A 24,599-nucleotide genomic window follows, 5' to 3' on the forward strand; every position below is an offset into this window, starting at 1 on the left:
ATGGGCGCGAACCGGCTATTACCCATCATTGCCGGGCTTATCTTAGTCATGATGGTGGTGGTCGGCGTCAAGACCAGCCGGCAAGCCTCGGAGCCGGTGCACCTGGCCGCGGTACCGCAAGTCAGTCGTCCGGATGTAGATTCACCGGCCGACACCATACGCACACTGACCGCCGAAGTCGCCAATATCAAAAGCGAAAGCGAAAAATTGCAGATGCAAAATGAGGCCTTGCTCAAACAGCGCGATGAAATCGAGACTCGAGTCAAAGCCGAACTGCAATCGCAACTGGCCCAGGATGCCCAGCAACAGGCCAATGAAGCGGTCAGCCAGCTGGCGCAGCAAGTCGACTATTTTAAAAGCCGGCTGGATCAACTGAGTATTTCAGCCAGTCAAAGGCTGGCGGAGTCCGGTAATGATATTCCGATCGGTTTTGGCATCAGCGCTGACGACGGTTTGCTGGCATTCGAATCCCCGTTAATCTGGATCGAACCCTTGGGCACCACGAGTGACGACAAAAACCAACCGATACTTCAGAATGCTGCCGATAGCGCAGAGCGTTTGTTGCACGGTGGTCAACAAGCTGCAGGCACTACAGAAGCCTATCTCACAGAATCAGCAAGCGCCTTAACCGAACCGGATCGCCCGGTCTATACCGTACCGCGTAATGCCACGTTAATCGGCGCTACCGGCATGACCGCCTTGATTGGCAGAATCCCCATTAAAGGCACGATCGAAGATCCGTTTCCGTTCAAAGTGATCGTCGGCCGCGATAATTTGGCTGCCAACGGCATCGAAATGCCCGGCTTGGACGGGATTGTTTTCAGCGGCAAAGCCGCCGGCGACTGGACCTTATCGTGTGTGCGCGGCGAAGTAGTGTCGGCGACTTATGTCTTTGCCGACGGCACAATACGCACTGTGTCGTCTGACGACAATAGTCTGAGCCGGGATAAACAATTCTCAGGCACAGGGACTAATAATGCATCGCGCACCTTGGGCTGGATTTCAGATCGGCGCGGGATTCCGTGCGTGACCGGCACTCGCATAAGCAACGCCGCCAGCTATTTGTCCGGACGCATACTGGCCTCGGCCGCCGAAGCCGCCGCCGGCGCATTCAGTCAGAGCCAGGTGACTAACAGCATTTCGGCCGCCCAGGGTGTGGCGACGTCGGTGATCACAGGCGATGCGGCGCAGTATGCCGGCGGCAAAGCTTTGGCCGGCGGGGCCGCGGAAATCGGCGAGTATTTACGCGAGCGCGCCGCACAATCGTTTGATGTGGTGTATGTCGATACCGGTTCGGAACTGGCGGTGCATATCGATGTGGCCTTGCCGATCGATTATGAACACAACGGCCGCAAAACCCAGTACGACTTGGCCGAAAACGAGGTGGAAGATGAGCTGGATTAAGCGTTTTTCAGTTGGTTTGTTGGCCGTATCTATGCTTGGTTTACTCAGCGGCTGTGCCACCGGCGATAAAGAAAGTATCCTGCCGCAGGACGGGCCGACCATGAAAGAAGTGTATCAACGGCATTTTCCCAAACTTTCGGGCGATGCCGCTGAGTCCGTGCTTTCGGCTTCGATCAAGCCTTACCGTTCGAATGAGATAACGAGCGAACTTCCGAAAGAACGTGTAGACACGGATAGAATTCTAGGTTCAGCACCTTATATACAGGCTGCCAAACAGGGTCTTCAGCAGCAGTTTCCCCGGCTGAAAAATCCCACCCTGATTTTGTATGTGTTTCCGCATCTCAGTCGCGATGGACAGACACCGGTCCCGGGCTACGCCACCGGCTTCAGTTTTTATGAGACGATCGAGTTCGCCTTGCCGGGCGAAGCAGAGGCGGGTTACTGATGGCTTGGTTTAGAACATTACTGACCCGGCAACAGAGGGATTTCGAGCACTATCAACGCCGGGCCACCGACAAACCGCCCACCGAACGGCGCATCCGCCAAGCATACGAACGGCCGACCTCGTTTACCAATTTGCTGCCCTGGCTGGAATACCTGCCGGCTTCCCAATGTTTTTTGCTCGATGACGGTTACAGTGTCGGTGCACTTTTTCGGATTCACACCGTCGGAACAGATGCTCGCAGCGAGGTGTTCTTAAGCGATCTGCGAGATAAACTGCAAACGGCATTGATTTCGTTACCCGAAGAGCTAGAAAATCCCTGGATCCTGCAGTTATTCGTGCAGGATGAACCCCATCTTACCGATCTGGTCGAAGAGATTCGCCGCTATGCCCAGCCGCGTGCCCGCCGTAGCCGATTCAGCGAAAGCTACTTTAACGTGTTGGAACAGCATCTGGCAGCCATCTCTCGCAACGGCGGATTGTTTGACGATCAATTAGTCACCGGTGGCCCGTGGCGTGGTCAACGACGCATAGTTAGAGCGACCTTATATAGGCGGCGAAAAGTCGGTCGGCCCGCGTATGCTGATTATCACATCTCGCCGGCGGATGAGCTCAACGATGTGGCGGATAAATTGACGACGGCGTTATTGACCGCCGGTATCCGGTCCAGCCGCTGCACCGGGCAGGATCTCTATGACTGGCTGTTCCGCTGGTTCAATCCCAAGCCTGTGATCACGGATGGTGACACGGAAGCCCTGTTAAAACTGGCGCCTTATCCCGGGGATGGCGACATGCCGTTCGGGCATGACTTTGCCGAGCGCTTGATGTTGGGCATGCCGCATTCCGATGCCCAGCGCGGTCACTGGTGGTTTGATGGCCTACCGCATAAAGTCATCACCGTGCAGGGGTTACGTCATATCCCGGCGACTGGTTTATTCGGTGCCGAACGCCAGGTCGGGGAGCATCGCTTTGCCCTGTTCGACCGGATGCCGGAAAACACCGTGTTGAGCATGACCCTCACCGTCAAAGCCCAGGATGCCGTGCGTAACCACTTGGCGCAAGTCCAGCGTGGTGCGGTGGGCGATTATCCAGAAGCCAAACTGGCGGCGCGCGATGCCGATAAGGCGCAGATGGAGATCGCCCGCCACAATAAATTGTTTCCGGTGCAACTAGCCTTTTATGTACGAGGCGATACCGAAGCGGCCTTGCACCAACACATCAACCAGGTGCATTCCTTGTTGCTGGCCAATGGTCTGCAACCGATCCGGGAAGCCGACGATGTGCTGGCGCTGGACAGTTATCTACGTAATCTGCCCATGGCTTACTGCGCGGTGCATGATCAACGCGAAGCCCGGCGCTCGAGGCTGATGTTTTCCAAACATGCCGCCAATCTGGCGCCGGTTTATGGCCGCAGTACCGGCACCGGCCATCCGGGCTTTGTGTTTTTCAATCGCGGCGCCGAACCGTTAGTGTTCGATCCTTTACACAGCGAGGACCGCAAAAAGAACGGGCATGCCCTGATCATTGGTCCTACCGGGGCCGGAAAGTCGGCAACCTTGGTGTATTTGATTTTACAGATGATGGCCATTTATCGGCCGCGGATTTTTATCATCGAGGCCGGCAATTCCTTTGGGCTGTTGGGGCAGTATCTGCACGCGCACGGCGTCAGTCTGAATCAAGTGACCCTGGCGCCGAATGTCGATGTCAGTTTGCCTCCGTTCAGTGATGCCTTAAAGCTGCTGGACCAGCGGTCACAAACTGTTGGCAGTTCAGCTCATAATGAAAATACTGACTGGCTGAGCGATGAACTGGACAACGAAACAGTCGATGGCGATGAACAGGAAGACGACAGTGAGGCAGAGGACGACCCGGATAGCGATGATGCCGCGCGCGATTTGCTGGGGGAAATGGAAATTGCCAGCCGCATCATGATTACCGGCGGCGATTCGCGCGAAGATGAGCGCATGACTCGGGCCGACCGCTTGCTGATACGCAATGCCATTTTACGGGCGGCGAAAACGGTATTCGACGCTGGCCGTGAGCAGGTGTTGACGCAAGATGTCTCTCAAGCCTTGCGCGATTTGCCGGGGTTGTCGGCACAACGGCAGGAGCGGGCGGTGGAAATGGCCGACGGCATGAGTTTGTTTTGTCATGGTTTGGCCGGACATTTTTTTAACCGGCCCGGCAGCCGCTGGCCCGCGGTAGATGTGACCATCGTCGATATGGGGATTTTAGCCCGGGAAGGTTACGAAGACCAATTGACGGTGGCATATATCGGCCTGATGAATCATATCCACGATTGTGTGGAACGCCATCAAAACGATGCCCGTCCGACACTGGTGATCACCGATGAAGGCCATATCATAACGACGAATCCGTTGTTATCGCCCTATGTCATCAAGATCGTCAAAATGTGGCGCAAGCTCGGAGCCTGGTTCTGGATCGCTACCCAAAACCTGGACGATTTTCCACATGCCAGTAAACGCATGCTGAATATGCTGGAATGGTGGCTGTGTCTGGTGATGCCCAAGGAGGAGGTGGAACAGATTAGCCGCTTCAAGGATTTGAGCGCCGAACAAAAGGCGATGTTGCTGGCAACGCGCAAATCGCCCAAACAGTATACCGAAGGCGTAGTACTGACCGATGAACGGGCCTTGCTATTACGGAACGTGCCGCCGCCGTTGGCTCTGGCTTTGGCTATGACCGAAAAAGACGAAAAAGCGCGTCGGCACCAGATCATGCAGGAAAAGGGCTGTTCCGAGTTGGAAGCCGTGAATGTGGTGGCTGAAGAACTCAGCCGGATGCGTGGATGACCATCATGAACGGCTCAATATACTCAATTTCAAAGATCGGTAGAGGCCTAAGCATGGGACTGCTGATGGTCTGCGCTTTGTCGACAGTCGCCCAGGAACTCCCGAGTGCTCAGGATAAACCCGTGATTGAAGTAATCGTCAGTGATGCGGGTAGGGTGATAGGGCTGGCGAATCTGCGTCAACAAGGCTACGACGTCAAACTCTACAATCTGGATGCGCCCAAACAGTTGTTTGCAGATTTAAGCCAAAATTTACCGGCCAATCAGGAAGCAGCCAAACGCACGCTGGAACAACGCATGCAACAGTATGGCCGGCAAGCGTTGCAACAGCGGTTGATAGCCGCGTATCAAGGTCTGTTCGTCGCCATTCAATACCAGGTCGATCGCTATCCTGCCGTGTTATTCGATCAAGGACAAGCGGTTGTCTATGGCGTCACCGACTTGCAGCAGGCCCTGGGTTTCTATCGACAGTGGCAAAGCGGTTTAGGCCAATGAATCAGCGGTCATTTCGGATTAACAGGTACGTAATCGCCATCAGTATCACGGTGCTGTTGAGTGGCTCGGCACTTGCTGACGATTGCATCCAGTTACGAGTGGTTGGGGTCTGCATCTGGATACTCTGCACGCCGTATGGCTGCGATATCGACATTACCCCGAAAATCGGTCATTTCAATCCGGATGTATTGGTGAAAGTGACCAATCCGCAAGGCATAGAACGGGTTGAAGATCGGCGGCGCAGCGATACCCACAATCGTAATCACAACAACCTGATTCAACAGGATGCGGTGGCGGTGGGTCATCCTTTGACTGGACGGCTTTATTGCCCGTCCAATACCTCGGCGGGTTCGCCTTACTTTGTGTCCAATCTCGATAAACCTTCCTGGCGTTGGGGCGGTCTGGATGCACTAAATCCGGTCGCCTGGGTGCCGGGACTTCGGGAAATCGGGCGTTGGCCGCTCAACCATTGGGGGCATGTTTATCCGCGAACCGGCTGGACTTTACAAGCGGAAGCCCCCAAGGCGGCCGCGGTGGTGGCGCAGCGAGTGGGTGACATTATTACCCGCGATGGCCAGCCGCACCTGTATCGCAGTATCCTGGGACAACGCTTGTTTGTCGATGATCAAAAACTCACCTGGTCACCCGGCAGCCTGATCGAGAACAGTAATGAAGCCGGCTGGTGGCAACCGACCGCGCCGAAATTGGAGCAATGCTTACTGTTCGGCGTCAACGATGTGCTGGATATTCGCGGCTGGGGTGGCGGTCGCGTGGCAGAAGACGGGACTTACACGCACGCACTCTGGCGCCCCTATACCTGTTGTGAAGTCAAAGCCGGTGCGTTGATCGTGATCGATTTCATGCCGTATCCCAGTCCTACCGTGACCAATTGAGCAGAATGGCCATGCGATTAGCGATCGTTCATCTATCCATACTCGGCTCAATGATGGTCTTCAATGCGCCGCTGGGTGCGGTCCCGTTGGCCAATAGCGATAACAGCGATTTTTACTATGAAATAGGCGGTGCTCGCTCGATTTCGGTGCCGGCCAATACCCAAGTCAATACCTACGCCATCAACGGTGCGCTTGAATACGGTTTGGGTTACAGCTGCGGAAATTTTGATCCTACCCTAGGTGTGGCGAATCTGCTCAATGGCTTGCAACAAACCGGCAACAATCTAATCAACGGTGCGGTCGGCGCGGTGCAAGCGGCTATTGGCGGTTTACCGGCTTTAGTGTTACAGCGCATCGATCCGGGATTGTATGATTTGTTCCAAAATGCCGTGATCCGGGCGGAAGCGGTGATTGCACTGGCCAACAAGACCTGCGAAGACTATGAACAAGAAATTCGCCAAGGCCAAAACCCCTATGCCGATTGGGGCGATTTATCGAAAATAATCGATTGGAAAGTCCAGATGGGCAAAAATGGCTACGGCAGTGCTAAAGTCGATGTCGTGCAGGCCAAGCAAAACGTGCAAAAAGCCAATGGCCAGAACGGTATTCCGTGGATAGGCGGTAAAAAAGCCGGTGGGGTAAAACAAGCGGCTATCCAGGTGACCCATGATAGCGTAACGGCTGGTTATAACCTGACTTTGAATCGTCAGGCCAATGACAGCTCGGCACCTAAAAAGTCAAAAAGTACGCCGCGGCTGGTGGAAGTGTTCGCCGATCCGGGCAAGGCCTCGCAATGGGCGGTCGATGTGTTGGGTGACGTCCATATCCGTACCCACGACAATCATCCGGTTGAAACCATTCCTGGATATGGTCTTTTGCCCAAAGTCGAAAAAGACATGCAGAGTATTCAAAAGGATTTAACCGATTTGGTGTCCGGCAAAACCCGAGCGACGCTGGCTAATCTGGAAAACGTTTCCAGCGATGCCGTGTTGATTAACGGCGATGTCATTGCCGCAATCAAAACCCTGAAACCTTCCGAACGAGTGGTGGCTGTCAGCAAGCTGGCTTCGGAGGCTGCAATGACCCGCACCGTGGAAAAAGGCATGTTGATTCGGCGCCTGTTGCTAACCGCCAGTCGCGAACCCAATCTTAGTGCCACCGAGGCTACGACGGCCATTCAAGCGTCCATTGACCAGCTAGATCGTGATATCGATGATGTGTTGTTCGAACGGAAAATTCATAACGAACTGGCCTCGAAAACCTCTGCTTTGTTATTGGCTTTACAACGGCGACAGACCGAACGCGGCCGGGCCTATCAGCGTTCCGCCGGTTCCGATGAAGCGATCTTGCAAGATGGGGCCATCACGCCATGAGGGGTAATCGACAACCAGATAACCGTCGCAGTGATGGGTTTGTTCGCGTGCTTTTTGTCGTCACAGCGGCTGTTGTTGTGCTGGTCTTACTGTTCTCACAAATCTTTTCCAGCTGGGACAGCCTGGCATGTGCCATGGAAGCCAGTAAGCTTGGCCTCACCCTGTGGCGGCTGTCGTTATTTTTATTGTTGATCGGCGGCTGGTCGGTTTTTACGGATGAGTATGCCGATTGGGTTGGTTTGACTCTCGAACAAACGGCCAGTCTTAAAGCCTATCGTTGGCGGATGGCGGTGTGGCTGTTGGTGATGGAGGCTCTGTTTTGCCAAACGCTGTGGCTGGGCTTTGCCCGGACACTGGTAGAGATGGGGGGCTGGTCGACATGAGCGTATCCAGTTATTTGGAAATCTATCTGACCCAGTTTGGCTGGTCGCTGTATGGCCTGTTGTGGGACATTCTGGTGCAAACCGGCCTGGCCTATTTACCGTTTATTGCCATGTTGCTGCGCAATATCGCAGAACCCATCAAAAGTCAGGAAGCCAAGGATGCCTCCAGCACCTCGTTACGCAGGATCGAGATCGATCTTATCAGTATGTTTACGGTAATTGTGTTGGCGGTTCAGCCGGTTTTGACCATTCAAACCACCGGCTTAAGCGTCAGCAAAGCCTGCGCGAATGGCAAAGCCGTCGCAGGAGGTAACACCGGGACCACTTATGACAGCACGTTTACCCAGGCGGCTTTGGGTGGCGTCAGTGCCAAGATTCCGATCTGGTGGTACGGGGTATTGGCGGTGACCGGCGGTATCGATGATGCGGCGATTGTCGGCATCCCCTGCAGTGCCGATCTGCGGTTGACTTCTTTTAAAATCAGCAACGCCCGCATCAAAGACCCGCAGTTGAGACAGCAGACCCGCTTATTTTTTAACGATTGCTATGCGCCCGCCATGGCAGCGTTTTTGGATAATGCCCAAAGCTTGCCGAACAATCTCGCATCTGACGATGTAGGCTGGTTGGGTTCGACTTTTATGCTGAACGGGGCTTATCAAACCCTGCGCGCCAGTACCAACATGCCGGGATTTCGTTACGACAAAAACCGCGATATGGAATATAACCCGGCAGTGTATCTGCCTAAGGACGGCAAGCCGACCTGTGCGCAATGGTGGACCGGACAAGGGCATGTCAACAACATCGGCTTGCGAGATGCGTTAATTGGCCAGATCGACGTCTCTTATCTGACCGATTTTAAAACCACAGTCGCTGCTTTAGCCGGCAAGTCCAAACAAGCCGTCGAAGATATCGCGCTGAAAACGCTGATCGCACGCGAGGAAGGGTACTTCAATGGCCTGCGCGATCTCAATCAGTACAACGATCCCAGTATGGCCAATGTCGGTAATTCCGTCGCCGCCACGTTGGGTAGCCTGGTCGAAGCAATGTCCTTTTATCCGGCGATGTACATGATGAAAGCGGCTGCGCCCATCATCCAAGCGGCGATTCTGATGCTGATTTACGGCTTGATGCCGTTTTATTTTCTGTTTTCAGCGTACGACATCAGCAAGGTGGTGCTTATGTCCATTGTCGTGTTTTCCGTCAAGTTCTGGACCGTGTTGTGGGCCGTTGCCCACTGGTTGGACAATCATTTGTTAACCGCCATCCAACCCGCTTGGTTTCAACTGCAAGATGCCGCCAGCCAAAACAATCTCATCGTATCAATGGTGGTAGATTTTGTGACTGCTGGAATGTTTGTGGTGGTGCCGCTGTTTTGGTCGGGCGTGCTGGGATGGGCGGGGTATCGGGTTGGGAGTGAAATGATGAGCAGTGTACACCGGATGAGAGACAACGCTGGCGCAGCAGGGATGGCGGGAGGCGCTGTCGTAGCGAAAGCAGGTGGAAAAATTATCAAATAGCTGTCATTAGATTATCCACGAGATGTGTTTATGAATATTAAGTCGGGATTCTGTTTTATCTTGGTCCTCATTGTAAAACTGTCCATGACTCGGGCGGAAGCCAATGATCCTTCGCTCGAAGCGTTGCTGAAGCAACAGGTGGCCATTAATGAAGGCGTGCAAATACAGCAAATTCTGCCGGTGGAACTCGATGATCGTGTGGCAGGCCTTGAAAAGGCCGTGTTGTGGACGATCATCGGGTCGACCTATTGGCGCAATCAGTTGAGTATCTTAGCGAACCGGGCAGGGCACATGAAAGTTCTCGTCACGGTTCCAGTTCAAGGCATGGTCATTGGATTTGGACCGGTAAAGCCGGATCGCACGCTGGTAGTCGAAACCAGGATTAGCGGTCCGAACGATCCTTTGTGCTGCCCGTCGCAGGTCAAGGGACTTTATTTTCGCTATCGGGCAGAGCGGTTATTAGCCGTTGAGTCCGATCCGGAGTGATCGGTTATGAATGCCAGGCGAATGTTCGTGTTGGGGATATTGCTTTCAACACTGGTGTGGGCGGCATCCGAATACAGCGATTACTTGGCTGCGCTGAGCGCAAAAGAGTCCGGTAACAACCCAACCAGTGTGAATTCATACGGTTTTTTAGGCAGCTATCAAATGGGCGAAAGCGCTTTGATCGATGCGGGGTACTATCAACAAGATTCGACGCCTAACGTCAACGATTGGCAGGGTGTCTGGACAGGCAAGGACGGTATTTACAGTAAAGCCGATTTTTTGGCCAATGCCGCCGGGCAAACGCAAGCCATCAGCGATTACAACAGTAGACAATGGCGCAGCATACAAACCTTAGGTTTGGACAGTTACGTGGGCCAAACAATCGGTGGCATTCTGATGACAGAATCAGGTCTGTTGGCAGGCGCTCATTTGGTGGGGGTAGGTGGGCTTCAATCGTTTTTAAAATCCAATGGCACCGTGGTGCCCAGTGATGCCAATCACACTGCAATTACCCAGTATATTGCGGCTTTTAATGGCTTTAACATCGCAGCGATTACAGGCAATACGACTTCTGGCGGCAATGGTGTTAGCGGAATTCAAAATCCACACGCCGGTCAACCTCAGACATCGCCTTCGACCGCTCTTGCCTCTGGCGCTGGGGGCATAAGCTTTCAGAATATCAAAACGGCGATTCAATCGATCATCGCCATTCTGCTGTTTTTATGGATGGCCTTTGTGACCTGGGGACAATTCAAATTATGGGGCGATAATGGTATCTCGATGATGGGGATGCAGACCAATATTTTCAGAGCGAGCGCCGTGATGCTGTTACTGATGTTTATTTTTATGACGTAGACTTCCTGCCAAATCTGGAAGTGGTCAATAAAGACCACCTTCCCGATAACCATCATCCCATTTTCCAGTAGCGTAATTGTAGGCGGTGCCTCCCCATTTAGCCTCGAAATCCTGTTCAACTTTATCTACCAAGCCTATCCGAATAACTAAAATAAACCCGATAAGATAAACAAAGCCACTCGCCAACTGTTCGATGATGGGTGCGAACAGTATGACTGCTATAAGTAAGGTTCCTGCACACCAAAAGGCTACTTTATTCCTAATCAATTGCCTTGCATGTTTCAATATCACTCGGTGAATGGCGCCGATCAGCAATTTGCATTGAATGCGCCGGGTGATACCCAATCCCAGCAGGGTCGGGATCAATAGACTGACTGCAACTATCATAGAAAGACAACCGGCAATACCCAGATTGACAATCCATTTGATGCTGTTGCCGGCATCGAAAATCAATCCCATCACCAGCGGGAAAGTCGCTATGCCGCCGAAAAGCGTCAGCCACTTGCCGACACTATTTAGCCAGAACAACGCCTTGTCAGTGAAAAATGCCGTGTGGCTATTCCGTTGCATGTTGCTAAGCACGGTGTTCAATCGATAAACCGCCGTCAGCAGACAGAGGGGTAAAACAATGGCCAAGATGAATAAATATGTTTCCATAATGCCCTCCGATGTAAAAAATGCAGGCGCTTATGAGATTTGCAGTAGCGGGTCCAGGTTTGCTTAAGAGCAAAGATAACGGTCTGGATCAGTTGATTTGATCTAGCCTAGCAAAAGAATGTATTTGCTGTCTATCGTTAACTCGGGTTTAAGCATTCCAGATCGGAAGCTAAGCACGTTCATCAAAAAATCTAAACGCCAAACTTAGTGTTTTTGCTATCGCGCAGCGATTGGTATTCATTATCATGGTGAATCGTTGAGTTACGCTGGGCTCAATATCGGGCCTATCCGATCGATTCGATATGAGCATGACAAAAACGCTTGAATTCAATAAAACCGTTATCTCGATTTGCGTTGGTTTCGAAAGCTGCGAGCACTTCTGATGCTAAAACTGGGGTGGTTTAAGCAACCGATCAAAAAGCTACCTGCCGCGCGGCAACTTGATGGGTTGAGCGAGATTCCTCATTTGTTGCCGATACAAACTGCGGACGAACTATTGACACCTCATCACTGTTTTTTGGTTCAAATTGAAGAATTGGCAGGTTTGGCCAAAGAGCCTTTCAACTGCTTTTATTTAACCGCAATTCAACGCTTTGCCCGTTTCGTTCAACAATTGCCCGCTTCCGAAGTACATCATCATGCAGGCCCTGGCGGTATGTTGATGCATACTTTGGAAGTCAGTGTGGTTGCACTGAAAGTGCGCCGGTCTTATTTATTGTCCGAAACAGGTGGGGCTGAAGAGATATCGGCAAAACAAGATTTATGGACCTATGCAGTTTTTTTGGCGGCATTGTGTCATGACTTGGCTAAAGTGGCGGTCGATCAAGCCGTCACTCTATTTGATCTAAATCGCCAAGCACAAACATGGGATCCCTGGAATCAGTTTATGGACGAGCAAGGCATTGGTTATATTGCTGAGTTTTTGCCTAATCGGCTCTATCGGCTGCATGAAAAAGCCACACCTTTATTGACCAACAAAATCATTCCACCACAGGGGATGCGCTGGTTAACCAGCGATCGTGGCATTTTTGCTCGCTGGTTGGCCAGTGTTTCCGGCGATCTTGAAAATGCCGGAAGTCTGGGCCAGATCGTCAGCATCGCTGATAGCCAATCCGTGGCGGCCAATTTAGGTGCCGATGACAGGCGCATGCCTGCCGTGAAAACCATACCCCTGCATGAGAAAATGCTGACCGCCTTGCGGTATTTATTGGCGGAAGGAACCTTGCCATTGAACCGAAACGGCGCCGCTGGATGGATACAAGGCGAATATTGCTGGATGGTCAGCAAAAGAACCGTGGATGCGGTTCGGGAACATTTGACCCGCGAAGGCCATGCCGGGATTCCGACGAAAAATAGCCGGCTATTCGATCTATGGCAGGAACATGCGGTGCTCATCCCTAACGGTGACAAAGCTATCTGGACGGCACGCATATCAGGCGAGGGTTGGTGTAACGAATTGACCCTGATCAAAATTCCACTGGCCAAAATTTGGACCAATCCGGCGCGAAGGCCTGAGCCGTTTGAAGGCGGCATCAGTGTCATTGAAAGCAAGCCGTCAGTAGACGACCAAACAACCGACGTAACCCCAATCGATTCACAACCCACACCTTTTTCAACTTTGGCTGTGGAGAACATTGAAAGCGACAATGCGGAAATAGATTCAAATGAGGGGAACATTCTGGTGCCTAGTCCTAAAACCGGTAACGAGCCGTTCTCTCGCAGGCATCCCGATACAGATTCCTCTGAGCAAACCAATAGCGCTGACTCCTCAAAAGAATCAACCGGTCCGGTCGATGGCTTTTTTGCATGGCTACAAAACGGTATTCGCCAAGGCATTATCAAAACCAATCAACCCAAAGCCCGCGTGCATGCGGTCAAAGAAGGAGTTGCCTTAATGACACCCGGCATTTTCCAGGATTATGCGGTGTTTAAAGAAGGTGATTCCTCAAATTGGTTAGATATCCAGAAAAAAGTCTTGAAAAAGAACTGGCATGTCAGAGACGGGCTGGGTTTGAATGTCGTGAAATATCAGGTCAGCGGCGCCAGTAAATCAACTACCGTCAATGCTATTCTGTTTGAAGATATTACAATTGTGTTCGGTGCTGGATCAGCACCGGCCAGCAATCCGCATTTGCAAAAAGCGCCCTGATTTCAGAGTAATGAATTATCTTATTGGGATTTGTAATCTCTCAGTGTATTGGTAACGATTCAGAGGCAGTGAGATAAATGGCTAAAGCGCTAAAGTGTTTTAAATTTTCAGTGAACGAACATTGGGTTTCTGAGCCCATGTCACCTGTTAATAAAGCATTTACCTTTTAACGGCCCCTATGCATCGCAGGAAGAGCGCCGTAAAAAATCATCAAAATGATTTCTGCATTCGATCCTTCAGTTGTTGAAAGAGATAAATTTCAATTTTCAGTCTTATTACCCCGATCAAGCAATCGGTTGCTTTAATCCATATTGACGTTAGTAATGTTGCTGACTTGAAGCAGGATACTGATCATTTTCTACTAGACATAGCAGACGCTACCACATTTTAAATGTTCGATTAAAACAACTTGAGGTTTAATACCTCCACAAGCACATCTGTTGCCCATCGTTCGCCGTTTATCGCCTGCGCTCTTTTGCACGATTCGGACATGGAAACCAATTGATAATCTACGCTATCATCAAAGTCAAAGTAACTCTCGGCAGCTTTTGCAAATCGTATATTCCAGTAAGCGACCCCCTGGTCGAAGCGGATTTTTATCGCCTTGCCTGAGTCGAACTTAACAATTAGTTTCCTATGATGCGGAATATCTTTATTGCTATCGAAGATATTTAGCATCACCTTGGTATTTAGCTTTTTACCGATCCATTTTTGAGCAAAGGTTTCAAATTCATCTCTTTTTGCCCAGTCATGATGAGCCCGGTTTCCGTTTCGGTCTCGCGTCTTGAACAACGTATTCACCGTAAAGTGATTAATATTTGGGTTCTTTTCAAAAACGGGCTTAAACAAGGCAGTCAAAAGCGATACAGCGGCAGGATTCTGGATATATCGATCAGAATAAATAACTTCTGTGACCTCACCACTCTCCCATAAGGTACTTAACTCTTCATGTTGCCTGATGATTAGCTCCCAAAATTTGGAGCCAAAATTGTTTAGATCACCGTTAAGTTCCGAGCAGATTTCAATATCGAAAACCGACGTTTCGGTTTTCTCCATCCAGCGAGATGCATCAAGCTCTGTTACTTCGGTTGAAACATTTGCTAGTGTTTCAACAACGATTTCCCCTCGTTGATGCCATGAAGGGCCTGGAAACACCGCATCTGAAAGCTTAGAAGCAATTGTGTAGACGGCTTCGCCTTTTACGACTTGTGCGACAATAGGATTTTCGTCACCGACTGCGCTTTTGAAAAAACGTGCTCCAACAGCGGACAAGCGGTAGAGATCATGTTGCAGGTCCGGATCTTGCGGATCAATCCCTAGAACCAAATCAACCTTCACATCGTCTTGTAAAAGATAATTGTGAATTGCTTTCCGAAACGCCGGCGCAAGCAGATCCCATTCATGTTCATTTCCCTTAAGCCAAAGTGTAAGACGCTCAGCGCCTTCATTAATATGCCTACGTAATACTTCTTCAATTGAGCCAGGACAGTATTTGGCGCCCGTAATCAACCGCTCCTCTTCAGGTAGTTCTACATAATTTGCAAAGTTAGCTCCAAGCCATTCTAAAGCTAATTTACGATCCAGTGAATCATGGTCATGGCGCGTTTGAGAATCCAGTAAACATTCGCTACATGCCGTTTCACAGTGACTACACTCCAACTGTTTAACCATTTTCACTAGCAATGTTTCGATATGAATCGGCGCACTAGAAGCGAATCCTGCTCCGCCACTTATCGTGTCGTACAGTTGAATCACTTGAATGGCTGCCCCGTTTTCTAACCGCGCAGGACGAGTTGCGTAACCTAGTTCGGCCGAAGAAATACCAAGAATGCCGGAAAGCGCAGCGCGTAATGCAACGGCTAAAGTTATCGCTATTGACTTGGCTTCTTCCGAACCATCGGCGAGAAACTCTCCCGACACCGGGTGCCGGAGAATTAGTTCAAAAACATCGGTGTAAGCGTAGGCCCCCAAAACGACATTTGAAACTAGGCTCGCCGAACCTGGACATGGTAAACGTCTATTTTGGCTATCTTTGTCTTCCTTACTCGGGCGAGGAGGAAAATGGCCGCCTGATGGCGATAATGTGGAAGGATAATCTTTAGCTGTAACCATAGACTCTGCTCTTCCGCAGGATAAGCACAGGGCGTAACCATGACCAAACTCCCCAGAACTGTGATGGAAGACTTTCCCATTGACACCATAGGCCATATAGCCAAGCACAGGATTTGGAAGTGATACTTTCCTCGCATCAACGAAGACCCAAGATGGCTCGACGGGTATAAACTTTTGATGCTCGATATTATTGGATACGCTTTCACAGGCATCCGTCACAAAGCCTGCCGGCTGCATAACCTTTTTAATATTGTCAGCCTTTATCGGTTTTCTACAGTCGCTATTCGAACAAAGCAGTTCCGAATTTCTAACAACACCTTCATCGTAGCCAAGCGCACCACAGCTGTCACATCGCCATGCGATATCAAATTTCTGAGATTCATTAGCGTCACTATGGAGATTATGCCAATGCAGCGAAACACCAGCCGAACGAAACACTCTACCATCCAAAACAACTTCAGCTCCCGGTGCATATTCGCGAATGGCGATTGCAAGGTTGCGCGATGGCAAGCCTTTATATCTGGAAACATTATCATCACGGTCTTTCTTAGAAGTTTTTTGAGACTCCTTCTCCCGAATATAATCTTCAATCGTGAAATTATCGAAATTCACAACATCAGTAGGAAAACCATAGCCAGGCAAGAATGTGCGTGCAGCCAAATCCCGCAAAAGATATTCTTCTGAATGACGACGTTTTTCTATTCGAATGCGCATTAAGTAGGGACTGTCAGGTTTTGCGTTGCTTTCTTCGGCGACAAGATAACGGTAATCCTCTAACCAGCGCGACTGAAGCTGTTTGATCTTCGCAACAGTCTCAGTGCGCAACTGGAATGACGAGAGACCTTGTAACGCTGTGCCTGTAGCCAAATTGTTTACAGCAGGGTCTAAATCTAATGTTGCTTTTCCTAGCCAGCCAATAAAACGATCGCAAAGGGATTCTCCATGCTCGTCATTAAAAAACCATTGTGTATCGAGCCGAGTCCTTTCGGTTTTTGTTATACCAATCTCTTGGCATAAAAAATTCGCCAACATCAGCGAATTGACGTGCCTTTGAACTAATCTAGCGGAATTAAGCGCAACTGCAGGTGCTGGTATGACAGTTTCAAAAGGCCAAGATGGATTTGCAAAAACCTGTTGATCATGAGGATTGCCTTTACACAGGGTATATGCGAGTGCTCTTGCTTCCTTACCACGTCCGGCCCGTCCTGCACGTTGCAAATAGTTAGCCGGGTGCGGAGGCACGTTATTCATTACAACTGCAGCAATGCCCCCGATATCTACACCCATTTCCATGGTGGTGGAACAATTGAGTACGTTAATTTGACCTTCTTTGAACATTTCTTCGTAGTTTTCCAATCGTTCCGAAGACTGCTGTGCAGAGTGCTCGGCAGTGCGATAGTAAAACCCGCCTTCGATGGCTCTATCGTTAAGATTCGTCCACAAATTTTGCGACCGTAGATGTCTAATCGCCTCGTTGCTACCAACCAACTTTCTGACATTCTCCAGTCCGAGGACATAATCTTCCTGCGAATGATCAAACTCCCAAACTTCTGGCAACATGACCTCTGTAACCTTAAAGCGATTACACTCTTCTTCAGTCAAACGATTGAACTTGATATGGGTGGGCAAGTAAGGGGTTAAACCTTTAAAAGCGGTATCCAACAATTTATTGGTGACCGGGCAAACAAACGCTTTATCGATTAACGAAAACGTCATTTGTTCTCTTGCCAGATAGAATCGATTCCCATCGGACTTTAATACCCGATTGTTCTCGGTCAATTGCAACCAGGCTTTCCGTAACCAAAGATTTACCCGGTCAATATCGTCCTTTTTAGCTGGATCCAGGTTGGCAGCCAACATCAGCATTTTGATCAATCGCTGGCTGTAATTTCCATTACGAATATTTGGCCATCGCTTTACATAATTATCGTCGGCTTCTTCGGAAACAGGGGTTCTCAGCACCTTAGGCGCAAAGCGAGTACCAATCCATAAACGCCAATCTTCCTCAAGTTGGATAAAGCTACCTTCTCTGACATAAAAGTCGAGCGCAACTTTTAAGAAATCTTTCCAGTCCGTTAGAGAGAGCTCGCTCTTTTCCCAATAATCTGGAACAGAACTTATATCTTTTAGACCTGCATAACCGATCTTAACTAAGCCTTGAGTTTCCAGACTGTTTTTTAATTTAGGTCTACGCCTAAACTCGCGAAACAACAGCATTTCGGCTAATTTTAATGGCCCATCATTTTGCTTAAAAATTTCCGGTTTATGGTATTGGTTATAGAGCAGCATCGATGTTTTAATGTCATTCTTTTGCCTAAGTTCATTGGTCAGCTCACTCCATGTGAGTTCGGCCAATGTTGTTGAAGCACCTGATGCCATGGCTCTCGCCTTCTCTTCGAGATCATTGGCCATCGCCACCATTCCCATAGCCCTAAGATTTTTGGCTTGATCCAACAAATCTTGTGCAGTGACTCCCTCGGCAGGCGTGGATTGATTTGACTGAGTCCTTTGGTGAGATGAAAGTACTTCTACGATAAGCCCACGCACACGATTTCGTTCCGCTTCTTGCTGCATGCTCACAGCCATACGCGCAGTTCCCTGCCGACTGTCGGTAAAGGTAATCAATCTGCGGCCACGGCCGGGCAGTGATTGTGGTCCATGTCCTTGTTGCCCATCTTCGTTTTTGAAATCAGGGCAATATTCCAAGACGGTGGGTACCGCATTCGCCACATAGAAGGGGGAGCCCAATAAAGATCGCCGAAAAGGCAAAGCTCCCTTGCTACCCGCATATTCACAGCCAACTTTACTGCAAATCACATCACCATCATTCAGGCCAAGACGCACTGTCTCACCTGATTTAACGTAGAATTCAGCACTGTATCTATCCAGTTCTACAGGAATAAACCCTAGATCAACGTTAGGGGTAGCAGATAAAATAAGCGGGCTTTTTGCGGAACGCTGAGAAGACTCCCGTTCGGGTGGCGTTGCGTCATCGCTATCAACCTCGCTCAACAACGAAAACTCATCTCCCCCCGATTCGTTCCATTGCACCAATTTGCCCCGTTTGTCCCTTGCCAATAAATGCGGTTCGTTGCATTCATTACAGAAGCCCACTTCAAATACAGGGCTACCACAGCTACAGGTTTGGCGCTGGCTTACATAGACATAGCCGAAAGGCCAGTTTTCTTGTAAAGGCGTGTTCTTTTTTGCCTCACAATCTTTATTGAAACACGACCAAAGTCCTTGAATAGTACGCTGAAAAAAATGAGCTCTTAGCTTCAAGAATGCGGGCTCATCTTCGGATGGTTGGGTGCCTGTACAAATATCCAGCCAACGCAAAAGCTCGGATTGAGAAAGGCTATGTCCTCCTATTCGGCGATTAAACTGATCGACGATTTCGGTCTGCTTTAGTGGCTTAGGCGTAGTCACTAAAATGTCCCTAAGCAATCTCGCTTCCGGCGAATGAGTCAGCATTTGGTAACGCTCGGGATGAATATGAGGCGCCTTGGTATTCGTAAGCTGTATCGCTTCCAAATCATCTAGTTTGACAGGAATATTTCTGCTATTTGGCAGACTCGGAATAACCCGATTTCCTCCCAAAACATCGATTTGATCTATGGATACTCCGGACAAATCCGAAAGAAACTTCTTCAACTGTTGTTCAGTATCCTCGCCCGCAATGGTCGCGGAAGTCGCCACAAAGCGTATCTGCTTGGGGCTCACCCCAAAGGCGTGCATCACTCGACGTAATTGCAAGGCTAATTCCGCTGCCTGTGAGCCTGCATAGGTATGAGCTTCGTCCAATACTATCCAGCGAAGAGACTGCTCTTTCCGGGACTGTTGTAAGATCGGGGTATCAATCTGGCGCACGAGCATATATTCCAGCATCGTGCCGTTGGTGACGAGGATAGGCGCCGGCTCTTCGCGCATCAGTTCACGAGATAAGATCTCATTTGGCTTTAGGGCCTGCTCACTGCGGACTTTAGCGCGAAGCTCTTCGGTTTTACCGTTGTAAAGGCAATAACGAATTCCTTTATCAAAGGACTGAGTCCAGGCATTTAAGCGCTCTCTTTGCGAGTTGATCAGGGCATTGAGCGGATAGAGAAATAATGCACGAACACCAATCAATGGCTTGCTGCCGTTGTCGTTATATTCCCGGTAGAGATCTTCCAGTACCGGAACCATAAAGCATTCTGTTTTCCCAGAGCCGGTACCGCTTGTCACAACAACTGAATGTTTATTTTCAAGCAGCGATTTCCAACTCGCGAGCTGGTGCGTAAAAGGGTGCCAGTTTGCACCGAAACGGTAACGTCCGTTTTGCTTGCCATCAAGTGACTCAACCACTTTCTTGCTTAAAAGTCCCTTTTTGAATGCTAAATCATGCATCGTAATGTCTGATTCTTGCCAACCAAACATTTGTTCAAAAATCGGTGGTGCTAGAAAAGACCCTTCTTTTCCGCATTCAGACTTCATTAAACCGGTTAAGTGCTCACGCAATGCAGGATTAGTAATCCCCAAAACGCCTAGTGTTGCTTCGGTTGAGCGCGATAAAGACTGCTCGACAAGAGAAGAAAAATATTTCGTCATGGAAATCCGGTTCCTTATTGATTATTTGCGGTATAGCGAAGCAGAGAATACTGATACACGTCATAAAACCACTGGGTATCGAAATCTCTTACTTGTCTTAAAAAAAATACTGCATCTGTCGAATTAACAAAAACATCGTCAAATTTAATTTTCCCCGCCGCTACAGCTGCGGCAAATACAGGTAGATAAACAACTGCATTGCGGAACTCCCACTCAGGTTCGAATGAAATTGGACTTTCTTGTTCAGATAAACACCAGCGTTTCAAACGAGTACCGCCAAACTTTGGCCAACTATCATCGCTTCTAGTCCGGATCAACTCCTGATACCAAGTCCAAATAGCATGTTGCATCACAGCTTCCGGCATTTGCGCCTCTTGTGGAATACATCCATCATTTAGCCACTTGCTTATATTACCGTTGAACGACGGAACAGCCTCACTGAAGCGTTCGTACATTTTCTTGATAAGCTGGGGTAAAAATTCCTCTCTGATGCCTTTTTGCAATAAGTCATGCTTTAGTCTTTCCGCCGCATTTCTTATCTCTACAATTGGAAACAACTCCCATATAAAAGGGAACTCCGTTTCAATGCGAGATATAAAGTCGACGGACATTTCAAACTTAAACATCGCCATCGCTAGAGCAGCAGGAATTCTTACCAAGGCTCGCCAAACTTCAAAAGTGGACAGTGGTAAGTAACCGTAATTGTCGTATAAATTCTTTAAAAATTGCCAACTGCTATGCGCTGGATTCAACGCCATTGCATTCAAGACTGGATCGAATGAATTCAAAGGGGATGTCGGGTCGAATGTCAAAACCGCTCTCTGCAAATTGCGTATCTCACTAACTTGCTCAAGCGGTTCTAAATTTCCGGTTATGAATACCGGTCGAAATGTCACAGATGAAGTTTTTTCCGGAACGATCAGCCAAGGACCTGCTTTATCAGTAATCGCCGGCAATTCAAACTCACCTGTAGCAACGCCTTGGCTCATTCGAGAACGTAACTCGATAGGATGACGCTCCGGCTCACTCAACAGCATCATCATAGGTTTGGGTACTTTGCTGATGTTAGCCATTGAAACCAATGTACGGTAACCGGGATCTAGCTGCATCCCAACAGCGTACCTCCCAATTCGACAAACGATCTTGTTATCGATCGTCAGCTCAACAGGCAGGTCAATACCGGTTTGCAGGGAAAGTAAGCCCTCTATCTGGTCTTTCAGGTTAAAAAGATTCACTTCAACTGGTTTGTCACGAACCTGTGCTCGCCATGTATAAAAAGCATGTGTGGCTGTACTGCCTTTTAAACTTAATTCTATCCGATAGTTCGTTACCGATTGCCCGGCTCGTCCAAACAAATAAACACGAGCTCCTAAAAGATCCGAAACGGGCAATGATTTTGGCAAAGGCTGTTCATCTTTATCGAACGCCAGATAACCCGAACCGGGAAACGGCAGCTCAATGCAGATTGGATCACTTTCGAGATTTGCAGTGACCAATACCTTTACATGGGCGGGCGGAATTCCTTCTACTTCTAAAGACAATTCGGTATGGTCATCACGACGCACCCGCCGTGCTTTAACTTGAGAATTTTCCAGTTGATAAAGACAATTACTGTTTGAATAAAAAAGAATACTTCCTTGATTGGACTGCTTACCACTTTTTAGCTCAATTTTAAAATCAGTCGGAAGCAGGCCAATACGTTTTCGCAGTAGTGTTTCGTTATCATTATTTCGAACCGACAAATAATGGCGGCCCAGTTGCTGTTGCAGCGAGCATGTATCAACCTGTTGCCCAGAAAGATAGATATGTGCCCCTTTGGTACTGAGTTCCGGATCAGAATTGATCCATTCCACGGTAGGCACGCCTAAGAATGTTAGACTTGGCACGCAAGGCCATTTCAAAAGATTGCCTTTCAAATCAAGAGCAAGATTTGCCGAGGCTGAATCACCTATCCGAATTCGAAACCTTTCCTCGCCCAACACCATGACAACACAGGTGCCTTGTACATTAACGGTATGACAGCCAAGACACTGTTCGCGCTCGTTACAAATGCCGTCATCAACTTCCAATTTCGAGCCATTGGGTAACAAAAGCAATATGTCGGCACATTTAGTTTTGAAGCTAGCTTGCCCGCAGAGTTGCCAATGCTCATCAACAAATTCAAAGCCAAACGGCACTTCACCAACCGCGACGGCTGAATTTTGAATGGGTATTTCCGCCAGCTTGGAGCCTCCGTATAACGCAACGAGAGTCAGCCCATCACTAGGGGACTGCCGCTTACATCTAACAAGCTTATGTTTCAAGCGGACTCTAGCTCTCTTATCATCTAAGACTGCGTAACCCACGCCTAAGCTGACTAGCTGTCTTTCTGCTTCAAAAATTGCAAGTTCTAAGCGGCATGAAAGCGGCTCACCATCCAGATTGAAAGTGACTTCTTTGGGGAAGCTTATGTCTGATTGAAGGGCATCATTGTTTTGGTCAGAAAAAAAGTGTGTGCAATTCCACTGCCTGTCAGTGCCTCGTCGCGTACGCGTTTCTTTTGAAGCTGATTGGAGTAGACCATTAAGAAATTCACTACCCGTTTCTTCATCAAGAGGGATCGGGAAGCGTTCACGCCAATTTGGACTCGTAGCATCGAGCTCATTTACTGGCTCATCTTTTGTATCCAATCCGTATAAATGAACAATAGCGACTAACTCATCCGCCATTTGCGCAATTAAATCTACCGAAGTGTCTTCCGAAAAAACCTGAGGGAGCCCAGATTGTTCAATCAGACCAGTCACAAGCTGCCGTGTGGTTTGTCCCAAAAGCTCGGCATTTTCGTATTGTTTTAGGATCTTTCCGAATACCGTTTGAAAGCGACTGTCGGATTGCTTAAGAAGACGAAATGGCAAACCGCCTTCACTAAAAAGCGATCCCAGGAAATTTCGCCTATCCGATTCATAATACCGGATCGGTCGTCCCCAGAAACTCTCAAGGCCTTTGGGAACAACCCGGCTCAGCTCAACTGGTGACAGAGAGAAGCCTAACACCGACCAAATCGGCTCCCAACTCCAACCGCAATCACGCTGGTATTCACGTCGATACCACTCCGCACAAAACAACGTGAAACAAGCATTTGCACTCTTATCGGAGGTGAAGTTAGTCATGTTGCCCAGTTCCGATAGCAAGTGCTTTAAATTGCCGTACTCCTCATTACTGACGTGATATTCATACAGCGGTCGCTGATCGGGCTGTTTCAACGACCTTCGCGTTAAAAAGGCAGTGAGCCAGGAAGAAAATGCAAAGACCGACTCATTTTTAACTTTTTGAATACTCACTTCCATATAGTTCTACCTATTTTATGTAGCTCCGATCAAGCATCGGTAATCATTAAATAAAATTGAAAGTCGTATGATTTATTGGATTACCAATGCCAATTTTTCCTGAACTTTGGGGTCGAGGTTAACCCAAATCACGGCGCCATTCGGATGCTGATAATGGATGGGTGTAATCAACGGCTGAGCGTCTTCCAATACCCAGGCGGTATCCCATTTATCGGTTTCACCAGACTCCAGTCGATCTATCGAAATCTGATGTTTATCGATGGTCTTCAGCTTGTCTTGCTTGTTTAACGGCCCTTTGACATCCACCAAATTGGCAACGCCAATCACTTGGCCGCTGCCTTGTTTAATCAAGGCAATTGGTCCTCTCACGCTGGTGGCGCTGGAGCGCATTTCCCATGTTTTAGTGCCAGCGAGAATTCGGTCAATGTAGGGGCTTTTAATTACCAAGCCTTTGGTCGGCACCTTATCGATTTGTTTTCTTGGCTCGGCAACTACCGTCGTTTCTTTGGCATAAACCGGCTTATCATCCAAGACAGAGGCAGTTTCCGTCTGCGAGCTTACGGGGGCGATTGGCTCCGAAGACGGATGGTGCTTTTTGTTTCCAGCCGCCATTTGCTGGAACAATTTTCCCAGCGCTTCGTAACCAACCACCTTGAAGCACATGCCGCAGGGCTCGTCGTTTTCCGGGTAAACCGGAAACTTTTGATAATTGCTGCTGGAATGCAGATTCTTTTTCTTTTGCCGGTTGATCAACTCTTCGATGCCTTCCGGCACAGACACCCAGGCTTTGTTGAAAAAATTCGGATGCACCGCAACATGAAAATAGGCCGGAACACCGCCATCGCCAACGGCTCTGTCTTTACGGATATAAACCGTCTGATTCAGCGATTTGGAATAAAACATCAGATTTTTCACATACTGATCCAGTACGCCGTCCTTCAACTGGACAACAAAACCATGTTGAGCTGCGATCTCGATAATGCGTTGGCGGACTTGGTCAGAAATGGTTTTCGCCATGAAACGTCTCCTTGTGGTTGATAAAGTTGTTTAGCTATAAACAGAAACCATGCCAAACAACTTAATCCTTTGATTTAAAATGTAATATGCT

The 24,599-nt window shown here is 49.1% G+C and carries 15 protein-coding genes; 11 read left to right on the top strand and 4 right to left on the bottom strand.

Annotated features, from left to right (window positions below; all coding sequences use genetic code 11):
* The 10 genes from ACW73I_RS05955 to ACW73I_RS06000 all read left to right on the top strand — a co-directional run bounded on the left by ACW73I_RS05955 (nucleotide 1) and on the right by ACW73I_RS06000 (nucleotide 10,660).
* On the top strand, nucleotides 1–1,404 hold the full coding sequence (locus tag ACW73I_RS05955) for a TIGR03752 family integrating conjugative element protein (protein WP_458028322.1): 1,404 nt from the start codon (nucleotides 1–3) through the stop codon (nucleotides 1,402–1,404).
* On the top strand, nucleotides 1,391–1,849 hold the full coding sequence (locus ACW73I_RS05960) for a TIGR03751 family conjugal transfer lipoprotein (RefSeq protein WP_458028323.1): 459 nt from the start codon (nucleotides 1,391–1,393) through the stop codon (nucleotides 1,847–1,849). Before ACW73I_RS05955 ends, ACW73I_RS05960 begins: the two co-directional genes overlap by 14 nt.
* On the top strand, nucleotides 1,849–4,659 hold the full coding sequence (locus ACW73I_RS05965; RefSeq protein ID WP_458028324.1) for a conjugative transfer ATPase: 2,811 nt from the start codon (nucleotides 1,849–1,851) through the stop codon (nucleotides 4,657–4,659). The genes ACW73I_RS05960 and ACW73I_RS05965 overlap by 1 nt, the downstream gene beginning before the upstream one ends.
* A gap of 5 nt (nucleotides 4,660–4,664) precedes the next feature.
* Nucleotides 4,665–5,153: a TIGR03757 family integrating conjugative element protein gene (locus tag ACW73I_RS05970; RefSeq protein WP_458028325.1), complete on the top strand. Its 489-nt coding sequence runs from the start codon at nucleotides 4,665–4,667 to the stop codon at nucleotides 5,151–5,153.
* Entirely contained in the window at nucleotides 5,150–6,046 is an 897-nt protein-coding gene (locus ACW73I_RS05975) for a TIGR03756 family integrating conjugative element protein (protein WP_458028326.1), read from the top strand. The genes ACW73I_RS05970 and ACW73I_RS05975 overlap by 4 nt, the downstream gene beginning before the upstream one ends.
* Nucleotides 6,047–6,057: 11 nt before the next feature.
* Nucleotides 6,058–7,419 (top strand): integrating conjugative element protein, encoded by a 1,362-nt coding sequence (locus tag ACW73I_RS05980; RefSeq protein ID WP_458028327.1) that lies wholly within the window; start codon nucleotides 6,058–6,060, stop codon nucleotides 7,417–7,419.
* Nucleotides 7,420–7,553: 134 nt separating this feature from the next.
* On the top strand, nucleotides 7,554–7,802 hold the full coding sequence (locus ACW73I_RS05985) for a hypothetical protein (RefSeq protein WP_458028328.1): 249 nt from the start codon (nucleotides 7,554–7,556) through the stop codon (nucleotides 7,800–7,802).
* Nucleotides 7,799–9,319 (top strand): conjugal transfer protein TraG N-terminal domain-containing protein, encoded by a 1,521-nt coding sequence (locus ACW73I_RS05990; RefSeq protein WP_458028329.1) that lies wholly within the window; start codon nucleotides 7,799–7,801, stop codon nucleotides 9,317–9,319. The genes ACW73I_RS05985 and ACW73I_RS05990 overlap by 4 nt, the downstream gene beginning before the upstream one ends.
* 30 nt (nucleotides 9,320–9,349) lie before the next feature.
* Nucleotides 9,350–9,805, top strand: a complete 456-nt coding sequence (locus ACW73I_RS05995) for a hypothetical protein (protein ID WP_458028330.1) — start codon at nucleotides 9,350–9,352, stop codon at nucleotides 9,803–9,805.
* Between the two features lie 6 nt (nucleotides 9,806–9,811).
* Nucleotides 9,812–10,660 carry a TIGR03758 family integrating conjugative element protein gene (locus ACW73I_RS06000; RefSeq protein WP_458028331.1) on the top strand — a complete coding sequence of 283 codons (849 nt, stop codon included), beginning with the start codon at nucleotides 9,812–9,814 and terminating at the stop codon, nucleotides 10,658–10,660.
* A 24-nt stretch (nucleotides 10,661–10,684) separates the two neighbouring features.
* Here ACW73I_RS06000 and ACW73I_RS06005 read toward each other — a convergent pair whose 3' ends face one another.
* Nucleotides 10,685–11,317 (bottom strand): hypothetical protein, encoded by a 633-nt coding sequence (locus tag ACW73I_RS06005; protein ID WP_458028332.1) that lies wholly within the window; start codon nucleotides 11,315–11,317, stop codon nucleotides 10,685–10,687.
* 382 nt (nucleotides 11,318–11,699) lie between these two features.
* Here ACW73I_RS06005 and mobH point away from each other — a divergent pair, with 382 nt between their 5' ends.
* Entirely contained in the window at nucleotides 11,700–13,466 is a 1,767-nt protein-coding gene (mobH, locus tag ACW73I_RS06010) for a MobH family relaxase (protein WP_458028333.1), read from the top strand.
* A gap of 399 nt (nucleotides 13,467–13,865) precedes the next feature.
* Here the strand turns inward: mobH and ACW73I_RS06015 are convergent, their stop codons facing one another.
* The 3 genes from ACW73I_RS06015 to ACW73I_RS06025 form a co-directional block, all read right to left on the bottom strand.
* Nucleotides 13,866–20,165, bottom strand: coding sequence for a DEAD/DEAH box helicase (locus ACW73I_RS06015; RefSeq protein ID WP_458028334.1), 6,300 nt, complete (start codon nucleotides 20,163–20,165; stop codon nucleotides 13,866–13,868).
* Between the two features lie 14 nt (nucleotides 20,166–20,179).
* Nucleotides 20,180–23,491, bottom strand: a complete 3,312-nt coding sequence (locus tag ACW73I_RS06020; RefSeq protein ID WP_458028335.1) for an STY4851/ECs_5259 family protein — start codon at nucleotides 23,489–23,491, stop codon at nucleotides 20,180–20,182.
* A 72-nt stretch (nucleotides 23,492–23,563) separates the two neighbouring features.
* Nucleotides 23,564–24,508 (bottom strand): ASCH domain-containing protein, encoded by a 945-nt coding sequence (locus tag ACW73I_RS06025; protein ID WP_458028336.1) that lies wholly within the window; start codon nucleotides 24,506–24,508, stop codon nucleotides 23,564–23,566.
* Between the last annotated feature and the right edge of the window lie 91 nt (nucleotides 24,509–24,599).

The organism is Methylomonas sp. MgM2 (genome assembly GCF_054172045.1).

Coding starts and splice junctions, on each gene's coding strand:
- ACW73I_RS05955 (WP_458028322.1), top strand. CDS start 1: ATGGGCGCGAACCGGCTATTACCCATCATTGCCGGGCTTATCTTAGTC.
- ACW73I_RS05960 (WP_458028323.1), top strand. CDS start 1,391: ATGAGCTGGATTAAGCGTTTTTCAGTTGGTTTGTTGGCCGTATCTATG.
- ACW73I_RS05965 (WP_458028324.1), top strand. CDS start 1,849: ATGGCTTGGTTTAGAACATTACTGACCCGGCAACAGAGGGATTTCGAG.
- ACW73I_RS05970 (WP_458028325.1), top strand. CDS start 4,665: ATGAACGGCTCAATATACTCAATTTCAAAGATCGGTAGAGGCCTAAGC.
- ACW73I_RS05975 (WP_458028326.1), top strand. CDS start 5,150: ATGAATCAGCGGTCATTTCGGATTAACAGGTACGTAATCGCCATCAGT.
- ACW73I_RS05980 (WP_458028327.1), top strand. CDS start 6,058: ATGCGATTAGCGATCGTTCATCTATCCATACTCGGCTCAATGATGGTC.
- ACW73I_RS05985 (WP_458028328.1), top strand. CDS start 7,554: ATGGAAGCCAGTAAGCTTGGCCTCACCCTGTGGCGGCTGTCGTTATTT.
- ACW73I_RS05990 (WP_458028329.1), top strand. CDS start 7,799: ATGAGCGTATCCAGTTATTTGGAAATCTATCTGACCCAGTTTGGCTGG.
- ACW73I_RS05995 (WP_458028330.1), top strand. CDS start 9,350: ATGAATATTAAGTCGGGATTCTGTTTTATCTTGGTCCTCATTGTAAAA.
- ACW73I_RS06000 (WP_458028331.1), top strand. CDS start 9,812: ATGAATGCCAGGCGAATGTTCGTGTTGGGGATATTGCTTTCAACACTG.
- ACW73I_RS06005 (WP_458028332.1), bottom strand. CDS start 11,317: ATGGAAACATATTTATTCATCTTGGCCATTGTTTTACCCCTCTGTCTG.
- mobH (WP_458028333.1), top strand. CDS start 11,700: ATGCTAAAACTGGGGTGGTTTAAGCAACCGATCAAAAAGCTACCTGCC.
- ACW73I_RS06015 (WP_458028334.1), bottom strand. CDS start 20,165: ATGACGAAATATTTTTCTTCTCTTGTCGAGCAGTCTTTATCGCGCTCA.
- ACW73I_RS06020 (WP_458028335.1), bottom strand. CDS start 23,491: ATGGAAGTGAGTATTCAAAAAGTTAAAAATGAGTCGGTCTTTGCATTT.
- ACW73I_RS06025 (WP_458028336.1), bottom strand. CDS start 24,508: ATGGCGAAAACCATTTCTGACCAAGTCCGCCAACGCATTATCGAGATC.